Source organism: Streptomyces spongiae, assembly GCF_009377185.1.
Lineage (GTDB): Bacteria > Actinomycetota > Actinomycetes > Streptomycetales > Streptomycetaceae > Streptomyces > Streptomyces spongiae.
On record NZ_VJZC01000380.1, the window covers coordinates 1 to 9,602 of the forward strand.

9 protein-coding genes are annotated in these 9,602 nt (G+C 67.3%); 2 read left to right on the top strand and 7 right to left on the bottom strand.

Annotated features, from left to right (window positions below):
- The 7 genes from FNH08_RS35005 to FNH08_RS35035 form a co-directional block, all read right to left on the bottom strand.
- A partial coding sequence (locus FNH08_RS35005) for a glycosyl hydrolase 115 family protein (RefSeq protein WP_152775553.1) occupies positions 1 to 2,306 on the bottom strand: 2,306 nt, incomplete at its 3' end.
- Between the two features lie 193 nt (positions 2,307 to 2,499).
- Complete coding sequence (gene tuf / locus FNH08_RS35010) at positions 2,500 to 3,693, bottom strand: elongation factor Tu (RefSeq protein WP_030839706.1); 1,194 nt, start codon at positions 3,691 to 3,693, stop codon at positions 2,500 to 2,502.
- 155 nt (positions 3,694 to 3,848) lie between these two features.
- Positions 3,849 to 5,975 carry an elongation factor G gene (fusA, locus tag FNH08_RS35015; RefSeq protein ID WP_152775554.1) on the bottom strand — a complete coding sequence of 709 codons (2,127 nt, stop codon included), beginning with the start codon at positions 5,973 to 5,975 and terminating at the stop codon, positions 3,849 to 3,851.
- A 39-nt stretch (positions 5,976 to 6,014) separates the two neighbouring features.
- Positions 6,015 to 6,485 (bottom strand): 30S ribosomal protein S7, encoded by a 471-nt coding sequence (gene rpsG / locus FNH08_RS35020; RefSeq protein ID WP_007384059.1) that lies wholly within the window; start codon positions 6,483 to 6,485, stop codon positions 6,015 to 6,017.
- A 2-nt stretch (positions 6,486 to 6,487) separates the two neighbouring features.
- The gene (rpsL, locus tag FNH08_RS35025) at positions 6,488 to 6,859 is read right to left on the bottom strand and encodes a 30S ribosomal protein S12 (RefSeq protein ID WP_003948652.1); all 372 of its coding nucleotides are present in this window, start codon (positions 6,857 to 6,859) and stop codon (positions 6,488 to 6,490) included.
- 296 nt (positions 6,860 to 7,155) lie between these two features.
- Positions 7,156 to 7,365 carry a DUF397 domain-containing protein gene (locus FNH08_RS35030; protein WP_152775555.1) on the bottom strand — a complete coding sequence of 70 codons (210 nt, stop codon included), beginning with the start codon at positions 7,363 to 7,365 and terminating at the stop codon, positions 7,156 to 7,158.
- Positions 7,362 to 8,237 carry a helix-turn-helix domain-containing protein gene (locus tag FNH08_RS35035; protein WP_152775558.1) on the bottom strand — a complete coding sequence of 292 codons (876 nt, stop codon included), beginning with the start codon at positions 8,235 to 8,237 and terminating at the stop codon, positions 7,362 to 7,364. The genes FNH08_RS35030 and FNH08_RS35035 overlap by 4 nt, the downstream gene beginning before the upstream one ends.
- A gap of 157 nt (positions 8,238 to 8,394) precedes the next feature.
- Here FNH08_RS35035 and FNH08_RS35040 point away from each other — a divergent pair, with 157 nt between their 5' ends.
- Together FNH08_RS35040 and FNH08_RS35045 are read left to right on the top strand one after the other, a co-directional pair.
- Entirely contained in the window at positions 8,395 to 8,883 is a 489-nt protein-coding gene (locus FNH08_RS35040) for an ATP-binding protein (RefSeq protein WP_152775556.1), read from the top strand.
- Positions 8,884 to 9,117: 234 nt separating this feature from the next.
- On the top strand, positions 9,118 to 9,602 hold a 485-nt coding region (locus FNH08_RS35045; RefSeq protein WP_228034546.1), incomplete at its 3' end, for a helix-turn-helix domain-containing protein.

Sequence of the window (9,602 nt, forward strand, 5' to 3'; positions counted from 1 at the left end):
GGGCTGAAGACCGGCAGCGCAGCCGCGCCCGACGCACCCCCCGGCCACCACTCCCCCGCGTCCTCCGAACCGTCCACCGAGACCCCCATCGCCGCGCCCTCGGGCACCTCGAGGCGCTTCACCTTGGGGAAGATCTCGTCCGGCAGTGCCACGTTGTCCTTCTCGGGCTGCTGCCAGCCGGCGTTCGGTCCGTACCGCTCCACGTCCCCGTAGCCGATGTGCGGCTGGGTCTGGAAGCCGTCCCATTTGCCGCCCGCCACCTGGGTGTTGAAGCGGCGGGCCAGGGCGAAGTCGCGTTCCAGTCCGGCCTCCGCCTCCGCCGCCCGGTCGTTCGTCGCCGCCCTGCCCTGAGCCGCGTACAGCAGGTTCGTGAACTCGGCCTCCCGCAGCGCGTACAGGTTCGCGGTCGCCTGCACCTGGTAGCCGACCAGCTCGAACCACGCGTCCCGCACCCGCGCCGGAAGCCGCCGCCCGACCCGTTCCGCCGCCTTCGCCAGCTTCCGCCACTCGTCCGTGACCCGCTCCAGCTCGCGGTGGCCGAAGGAGAAGGGCGTCTCCTGGTCGTCGTACACGACCGCCGACTCCTCCTTGGCCGGGTCCTTCGCCGGGTCGAGCGTGATCCTGCGGTTCAGCAGCTCCGGCTTGCGGCGTGCCTGGAGTTGTCCGTACTCGGCGAGCACGGCGGCGATCGCCCCCGCCTGAGCCGGCCCGAAGTTCTGCCGCGCGTAGCGCCGTTCCCACGCCTCCAGGTCGTCCAAACCCCAACGCTCCGGGTTCCAGGCGTAGTTCAGGAAGAACTCGGTCGGCAGCTCGTTGCCCTTCAGGTCGCCGACGTTCGTCACCCACAGCCCGTGGTTGCCGTACGCGTGCGCCTGGTGGAGCTGGTCCCAAAGGCCCGCGAGGTTCGCCGTGTCGACCCACTTGTAGTTCCGGCCCGCGCCCACGTAGTCGAAGTGGTAGTACAGGCCGTAGCCGCCGCCCCGTGGCTCCGCCGGGTCCGGGTGCTTGCGGATGTTGCCCCAGTTGTCGTCCGTCAGGACGACCGTCACGTCGTCCGGCGCCCTCAGCCCCCGGTCCCAGTACCGCTGCACCTCCTTGTACAGCGTCCACACCTGCGGGGTCTCCCCCAGCGGTCTGCCCGTCACCTCGGCGATGATCCGTCGCTGGGTCTCGATGATCTCCCGCATGAGTTCGATGCCGTCGCCGTCCGGGAGGCTCGTGTCGCCGTTGCCGCGCATCCCGAGCGTGACGACGCCCTCGAAGTCCTGGTCGACCATGCGGCGGATGCCGTCGCGCCAGTACGCCTTGATGGCTTCGGCGTTGCGCCGGTACGACCACTCGCCCGTGCCGCCGTAGGGGTCGCGCCCGGGTGTGACGATCTTCCCGGAGCTGTCGCGTACCGCGGGCACGGCATGCCGGTTCCACTCCTCGATGCCCCGCATCATGGGCGCCTCGTGAGACGTGCCCATGACAATCCCGTATTCCTTGGCCCGCGCGTGGTTCTCCGGGTCGTCCTCGGCGAAGGCCCGGCCCCAGACGGCCGGCCAGAGATAGTTGCCCTTCAACCGCAGCAACACCTCGAAGACCTTTTCCCAGAAGTCCGCGTTGAAGCCCCCGGGATGGCCGGGCGCCTTCCCCGGGCCGAAGTACTTCGGCGCCCACGTCCCCAGCGCCGGATTCTCGTCGTTGATGAAGACGCCCCGGTACTTCACGGCGGGCGTGCCCTGGCTGAACCGGCCCGGCAGCACGTACACCTCGTCCCGGTGGACCGGCGGCGCGTCGTCCCACCAGTACCAGGGCGAGACCCCGATGCCGTACGAGACGTCGTACGCACCGAAGATCGTGCCGCGCGGATCGCTGCCCGCGATGACAAGGGCCCTCTCGACCCCGGGCATCGGGTGCTCGACGACGGTCTGCAGCGAGGTCTCCCAGCGGCCGCGCACCCCGCTCACGTCGAGCTTGCCGGCGGCGATCAAGGCGTCGACCAGGGGACTGCGGCCGATCGTCCCGACCAGCACCGCCTCGCGCGCGATCGAGTCGCCGGGCCGTACGCCCGTGACCCGCTCGATGTCGTCGCGGAGGTCCCCGGCCACCCGTACGACTCCGGGGTGGTCCTCGGCGCTGACGACGACCGGGGCTCCGACGAGCGGGAAGGCGCCCGGCTTCGGGGAGAAGGAGAGGTACGCCCCGGGATCGGTCGCCTTCGGCGCGGCCCCCTCCGCCCACGCCACCCCCGGTAGCGCGGGCAGCGCCGCGAGCCCTGCCCCCGCTCCGAGAACGGCTCTACGGCTGACGCGTCCAGACATGCCTCACCCCTCGGTCCCTATTTGCTCAGCGGCATGACAAATAGTGAAGGGAGTGAAAGGCGGGGGGAACGGTCCGTCCGCGTCGAATAGTTTCGTAACAACCTGGAGGGAACAGCGAAAAGGCCCGCACGACCGAAGTCGTACGGGCCTTTTCAGGTCAAGCGACCTTCAAACGACCTTCAAGCAAGCGGGCTTACTTGTTGATCTTGGTGACCTGGCCGGCGCCCACGGTGCGACCACCCTCACGGATGGCGAACTTCAGGCCCTCCTCCATGGCGACGGGCTGGATGAGCTCCACCTTCATCTCGGTGTTGTCACCCGGCATGACCATCTCGGTGCCCTCGGGGAGGGTCACGACGCCGGTCACGTCCGTCGTACGGAAGTAGAACTGCGGGCGGTAGTTGTTGAAGAACGGCGTGTGGCGGCCACCCTCGTCCTTGGACAGGATGTAGGCCTGCGCCTCGAACTCGGTGTGCGGGGTGACCGAGCCCGGCTTGATGATGACCTGGCCGCGCTCGACGTCCTCGCGCTTGATGCCGCGGAGCAGCAGACCGACGTTCTCACCGGCCTGGCCCTCGTCGAGCAGCTTGCGGAACATCTCGATGCCGGTGACCGTGGTGGTGGTCTTCTCCTGCTTGATGCCCACGATGTCGACGGTCTCGTTGACCTTGAGGACACCACGCTCGATACGGCCGGTGACGACCGTACCGCGACCGGTGATCGTGAAGACGTCCTCGATCGGCATGAGGAACGGCTTGTCGACGTCACGCTCGGGCTGCGGGATGTTCTCGTCCACGGCCTTCATGAGCTCGAGGACGGAGTTGCCCCACTCCTTGTCGCCCTCGAGGGCCTTGAGCGCCGAGACCTTGACGACCGGCAGGTCGTCGCCCGGGAACTCGTACTCGGAGAGCAGCTCGCGGACCTCGAGCTCGACGAGCTCCAGGATCTCCTCGTCGTCCACCATGTCGGCCTTGTTCAGGGCGACGACGATGTACGGAACGCCGACCTGGCGGGCCAGGAGCACGTGCTCCTTGGTCTGCGGCATCGGGCCGTCGGTGGCGGCGACCACGAGGATGGCGCCGTCCATCTGGGCAGCACCGGTGATCATGTTCTTGATGTAGTCCGCGTGACCCGGGCAGTCGACGTGCGCGTAGTGACGCGTCTCCGTCTGGTACTCGACGTGCGCGATGGAGATGGTGATACCGCGCTGGCGCTCTTCGGGAGCCTTGTCGATCTGGTCGAAGGCCGAGGCCTCGTTCAGGTCCGGGTACGCGTCGTGCAGCACCTTGGTAATGGCGGCCGTGAGGGTCGTCTTACCGTGGTCGATGTGACCGATGGTGCCGATGTTGACGTGCGGCTTAGTCCGCTCGAACTTCGCCTTCGCCACTGGGGTCCTCCTGTGGAGTGGTTCTGAACGCCTTGCTTCATCGGCGCCAGGTGATCTTTGCTGGAATGCCCGGGCCCCGGGGCATTCCCCCACGAATGCGGGTGAATGCCCCTCAAGGCTCCGGAGTCAAGCCTACGGCGTGTGAACGGGGTGCGTTACTCGCCCTTGGCCTTCGCGATGATCTCCTCGGCGACGTTCCGCGGAACCTCGGCGTAGGAGTCGAACTGCATCGAGTAGCTCGCGCGACCCGACGTCTTGCTGCGGAGGTCGCCGACGTAGCCGAACATCTCCGACAGCGGAACCAGGCCCTTCACGACACGGGCACCGGCACGCTCCTCCATGGCCTGGATCTGGCCACGGCGGGAGTTGATGTCACCGATGACGTCACCCATGTAGTCCTCGGGCGTGGTGACCTCGACGGCCATCATCGGCTCGAGCAGCACGGGGCTGGCCTTGCGCGCGGCCTCCTTGAAGGCCTGCGAACCGGCGATCTTGAACGCCAGCTCGGAGGAGTCGACCTCGTGGTAGGCGCCGTCGATCAGCGTGACGCGGACGCCGGTCATCTCGTAACCGGCGAGGATGCCGAACTGCATGGCCTCCTGCGCACCGGCGTCGACCGAAGGGATGTACTCCTTCGGGATGCGACCACCGGTCACCTTGTTCACGAACTCGTACGACGTGTCGCCGCCCTCGAGGGGCTCGATCGCGATCTGCACCTTGGCGAACTGGCCGGTACCACCAGTCTGCTTCTTGTGCGTGTAGTCGACGCGCTCGACGGCCTTGCGGATCGTCTCGCGGTACGCGACCTGCGGCTTGCCGACGTTGGCCTCGACCTTGAACTCACGGCGCATACGGTCGACCAGCACCTCGAGGTGCAGCTCGCCCATGCCACCGATGATGGTCTGGCCGGTCTCCTCGTTGGTGTGAACCTGGAAGGAGGGGTCCTCCTCCGCGAGACGCTGGATCGCGACGCCCAGCTTCTCCTGGTCACCCTTCGACTTGGGCTCGATGGCGACCTGGATGACCGGCGCCGGGAAGTCCATGGACTCCAGGATCACCGGGTTCTTGTCGTCGCTCAGCGTCTCACCGGTGGTGGTCTGCTTCAGGCCCATGACGGCGACGATGTCGCCGGCGCCCACCGACTCGATCTCCTCACGCTTGTTCGCGTGCATGCGGTAGATCTTGCCGATGCGCTCCTTCTTGCCCTTGACCGAGTTCAGCACCGCGGTGCCGGACTGGAGGCGGCCCGAGTAGACCCGGACGAAGGTGAGCTTGCCGAGGTGCGGGTCGCTCATGATCTTGAACGCCAGCGCGGACAGCGGCTCCTCGTCGGACGGCTTGCGCTTGACGACCTGCTCCGGGTCCTTCACGTCGTGGCCCTCGATGGCCTCGACGTCGAGCGGGGTCGGCAGGTAGCGCACGACCGCGTCGAGCAGGGGCTGGACGCCCTTGTTCTTGAACGCGGTGCCACAGAACACCGGGGTGACCGTGGTGTCGTTGGACTTGCCGGAGGCGATGGTGATGCGACGGATCGCGGCGTACAGCTGCTCCTCGGTGGGCTCCTCGCCCTCCAGGTACAGCTCCATGATCTCTTCGTCGTTCTCGGCGACGGCCTCGAGCAGCTTGCCGCGCCACTCCTCGGCGGCCTCGGCGTGCGTGGCCGGGATGTCGACGGTGTCGTACATCTCGCCCTTGGCGGCCTCGGCGGACCACACGAGCGCCTTCATGCGGACCAGGTCCACGACGCCCTTGAAGTCGGCCTCGGCGCCGATCGGAAGCTGCATGACGAGCGGCTGGGCGCCCAGACGGTCCGAGATCATGTCCACGCAGCGGTGGAACTCGGCGCCGGTACGGTCCAGCTTGTTGACGAAGCAGATGCGCGGCACGCCGTAACGGTCGGCCTGACGCCACACCGTCTCGGACTGCGGCTCGACACCGGCGACACCGTCGAACACCGTCACGGCACCGTCGAGCACACGCAGGGAGCGCTCCACCTCGACGGTGAAGTCGACGTGCCCCGGGGTGTCGATGATGTTGATGGTGTAGTCGTTGTCCTCGAGCGGCCAGTGACAGGTGGTCGCAGCAGACGTGATCGTGATGCCACGCTCCTGCTCCTGCTCCATCCAGTCCATGGTGGCGGCGCCGTCGTGGACTTCACCGATCTTGTAGCTGACGCCGGTGTAGAAGAGGATCCGCTCGGTGGTGGTCGTCTTGCCCGCGTCGATGTGGGCCATGATCCCGATGTTGCGGACCCTGGCCAGGTCAAGTGAAGTGGTAGCCATAAGGCTTCAGTCTTCTCTCGGTCTCGATGGGGGGAGCGACTACCAGCGGTAGTGCGCGAAGGCCTTGTTGGACTCGGCCATCTTGTGGGTGTCCTCACGCTTCTTCACAGCGGCACCGAGGCCGTTGGAGGCGTCGAGGAGCTCGTTGAGCAGACGCTCGGTCATGGTCTTCTCGCGACGGGCGCGGGAGTAACCGACCAGCCAGCGCAGCGCCAGGGTGTTGGCACGGCCGGGCTTGACCTCGACCGGAACCTGGTAGGTGGCGCCACCGACACGGCGGGACTTGACCTCGAGGGTCGGCTTGATGTTCTCGAGAGCGCGCTTGAGCGTGATGACCGGGTCGTTGCTGGTCTTCTCGCGCAGGCCCTCCATGGCGCCGTACACGATGCGCTCGGCGGTGGAGCGCTTGCCGTTCAGCAGCACCTTGTTGATCAGCGACGTGACAAGAGGAGAACCGTAGACCGGGTCGATGATGACCGGGCGCTTCGGGGCGGGGCCCTTACGAGGCATTCTTACTTCTCCTTCTTGGCGCCGTAGCGGCTGCGGGCCTGCTTGCGGTTCTTGACACCCTGGGTGTCGAGCGAGCCGCGGATGATCTTGTAGCGAACACCGGGCAGGTCCTTCACACGGCCACCACGCACGAGCACGATGGAGTGCTCCTGCAGGTTGTGTCCCTCACCCGGAATGTAAGCGGTGACCTCGATCCCGCTGGTCAGACGCACACGCGCGACCTTACGCAGGGCCGAGTTCGGCTTCTTCGGGGTGGTCGTGAACACACGCGTGCAGACGCCACGACGCTGAGGGGAACCCTCGAGTGCGGGCGTCTTGTTCTTCTCGACCTTGTCCTGCCGGCCCTTACGGACCAGCTGCTGGATCGTAGGCACTACTTCTCCGGTTTCTGTGTGCCGAATGGTGAAGCTAACCTGGAACGTCGCCGACCCACGCGGTCGGGTGTGTCGAATCCGGCGAACCCCCGCCGCAAGGCGAAAAGAGCACAGATTACGGTGGCCGCTTACGGCTCCCCTTGTGCGGTGTGAAGGCACGCACGAGAGCCAGGGCACACCCCAGGCACAAGGTCTGAGCGTACCTAGCGCAAGACCTCCGGTCAAAACAAATGGGCAGCGCATGACACGCCAGAGGTTTAGGGGCGTGTCCGGCGGGTCAAAAGGGGTACCTCAGATCAGCGCTGCGAGGCGTACGTCACGAAGCTCGCCCACGCGTCCGGCGCCAGGGCCAGCCGTGGGCCTGGGATGTGCTTGGAGTCACGGACGTGGACGGTGCCGGGAGCGTGGGCGATCTCGACGCAGGAGTTGCCGTCGTTGCCGCTGCTGTAGCTGCTCTTGAACCACACCAGCTCGGAGGCGTCTCCGGGAGTGGTCTTGCGGATCATGTTTCTCCCAGCAGTTTCTCGATGAAGGCCAGCGACTCCCGTGGGGAGAGTGCCTGAGCCCGGATGGTGCCATAGCGCAGCTCAAGGATGCGCAGGTGTTTGGGTTCGGAGGTCGGTCGACCGTTGAACGCTCCGTCGGAACGACCCACCGCCGATCCGTCCGCGAACTTCAGCAGCTCGATCTTGCCGTCCATGCCGGAGTGGGTCTCACAGTTCAACGGCATCACCTGAAGAACGACGTTGTGCAACCGCCCCACCTCCAACAGGCGTTCGAGCTGCTGGCGCCACACCATTGTGCCCCCGATCGGGCGCCGCAGGGCCGCCTCTTCCAGGACGAAGCTGAGCGCGGGAGCGGGTGAGCGCTCGAAGATCGACGCGCGAGCCACGCGGGCGACCACCATCCGCTCCACCTCGTCCGGGGAGTACGGAGGCTGCATGGCCTCGAACAACGCCCCCGCATGATCAGAGGTCTGCAACAGACCGTTGATGCCATTGCTCTCGTAGATGCCGATCTCGACCGCCTGCGCCTCCAGCTTCGCCAGTTCCCGAACCTTCTTGGGATACCGGACCTTCTTCACGTCCTCCCAGGCCGCCGCGATGAGCCCGCCCGCGTCCAACACCTCGTCGGCCCTGTCCAGATACCACTGCCGGGGAATCCGCTTGCCGCCCTCGATCTTGTAGACGAGGTCCTCCCCGTACCCGACCGCCGCCCCGAACTCGGCGGCCCGCATCCCCACCGCCTCCCGCCGCAGCTTCGCCTGCCGCCCCACGGTGGTGATGACCGCGACACCCCACTCGTCGTCCGGGTCCACCTCCCAACCCGGCTCGTCCGCCTCACCCTTGAGCCGTCCCGCCTCCGCGTCCACCGACATCCCGCACGCCTCTCCGCCGTACCTCGTCGTACCGCCACGCCTCTGCCCGTACGCCCCGCCCGACAGCCCGGACACCACCGGACAAGCGTCGGACAGTCACCGTACGCAACGGCGTAGTCACTCCCTACGGTAGGTGTGTGCGGCCACGCTGAGTGACATGAATCAAGAAACCCGAGAAGTCACCGCCCCCGCGGAACAACTCGACACCCCCATCCGCAACTTCAGCCTGCTTCTGTCCCCCACGCCCCGTGGCGCCCGCCTCGCCCGGCTCCTCGCCACCGAGCAACTCCGCACCTGGGGACTGCCATCGCAACCGGCGGAGCAGATCGTGGCCGAACTCGCCGCCAACGCCGTCACCCACGGTCGCGTCTCCGGCCGGGACTTCCGCCTCACGCTCCACGTCGTCGGCGCCGCCCTCCGCATCGAGGTCACCGGCACACGCGGTGACCGGCTGCCGTACGCCCAAGAGGTCGCCCCCGACGGCGAGTCCGGCCGTGGCCTCCTCCTTGTGGACGCGCTCGCCGACCGCTGGGGAGTGGCCCACGGCCCCACCCCGCGCAAGACCGTTTGGGCCGAAGTGGAGTTCCGCGTCACCGGATCGCGGCCCTCCCCGCGCCGGTGCCCCACCGACCGGCCCGGCGCGTGATCAAAGCTTTTCCATGACCCCGGGGCAAATACCCACCCAACCCCACCTCACCGAACCCGCACAGCAACCCTGGTCACCCGGAAGAGTGGCAATCCTCAACTCGGCTGGATTTCCGCCCGGTTCGCAGGCATATGCTCGCCACGATCACAACCCACCACAGACATGCGACGGCCCCCGCCGGGACGGCAATCCCAGTGCGAGGGCCTGACCACCGAGGAAGAAGAGAGCTTCCTGATGGATACCCGGAACCTTAGCGCGCCCGCATGCGCTCAGCCGCTCAATCCCCGCGGCATCACCCACATCAACACCCCCCACACCACCCGCTACACGGTCGTCGGGAACCATCTCGCCCAGCACCGGCAGCTCTCCCTCACCGCGATCGGGCTCGCCCTGCACATCCAGTCGCTGCCCGACCAGGCCCGCGTCGACATCAAGACCCTCGCCGACCGCTTCCCCGAGGGCGAGACCCGTGTCGCCGCCGCCCTGCGCGAGCTGAAGGCCCACGGCTACCTGTCCCAGGTCCGCAAACGCCTCCCCAACGGCCGCGTCGTCACGCACACGGTGTCGTACAACCAGCCGCAGGCCCAGCGCCCCGAGAGCGGTCCCGTTCCCGCGGCCCCCAGGACACCACCCCGGCCGGTCTCCGACGACGTACCGCAGCCGACTCCGACTCCACCCACCGATCCAGAACCCACCGCCGAGCCCGCCCTCGCGCCCAG

Excerpts from the sequence above, each read along its gene's own strand:
- FNH08_RS35035 (WP_152775558.1), bottom strand. The coding sequence starts at position 8,237 with ATGTCGGTGGACGCGGAGGCGGGACGGCTCAAGGGTGAGGCGGACGAG.
- rpsG (WP_007384059.1), bottom strand. The coding sequence starts at position 6,485 with ATGCCTCGTAAGGGCCCCGCCCCGAAGCGCCCGGTCATCATCGACCCG.
- fusA (WP_152775554.1), bottom strand. The coding sequence starts at position 5,975 with ATGGCTACCACTTCACTTGACCTGGCCAGGGTCCGCAACATCGGGATC.
- FNH08_RS35040 (WP_152775556.1), top strand. The coding sequence starts at position 8,395 with ATGAATCAAGAAACCCGAGAAGTCACCGCCCCCGCGGAACAACTCGAC.
- FNH08_RS35030 (WP_152775555.1), bottom strand. The coding sequence starts at position 7,365 with ATGATCCGCAAGACCACTCCCGGAGACGCCTCCGAGCTGGTGTGGTTC.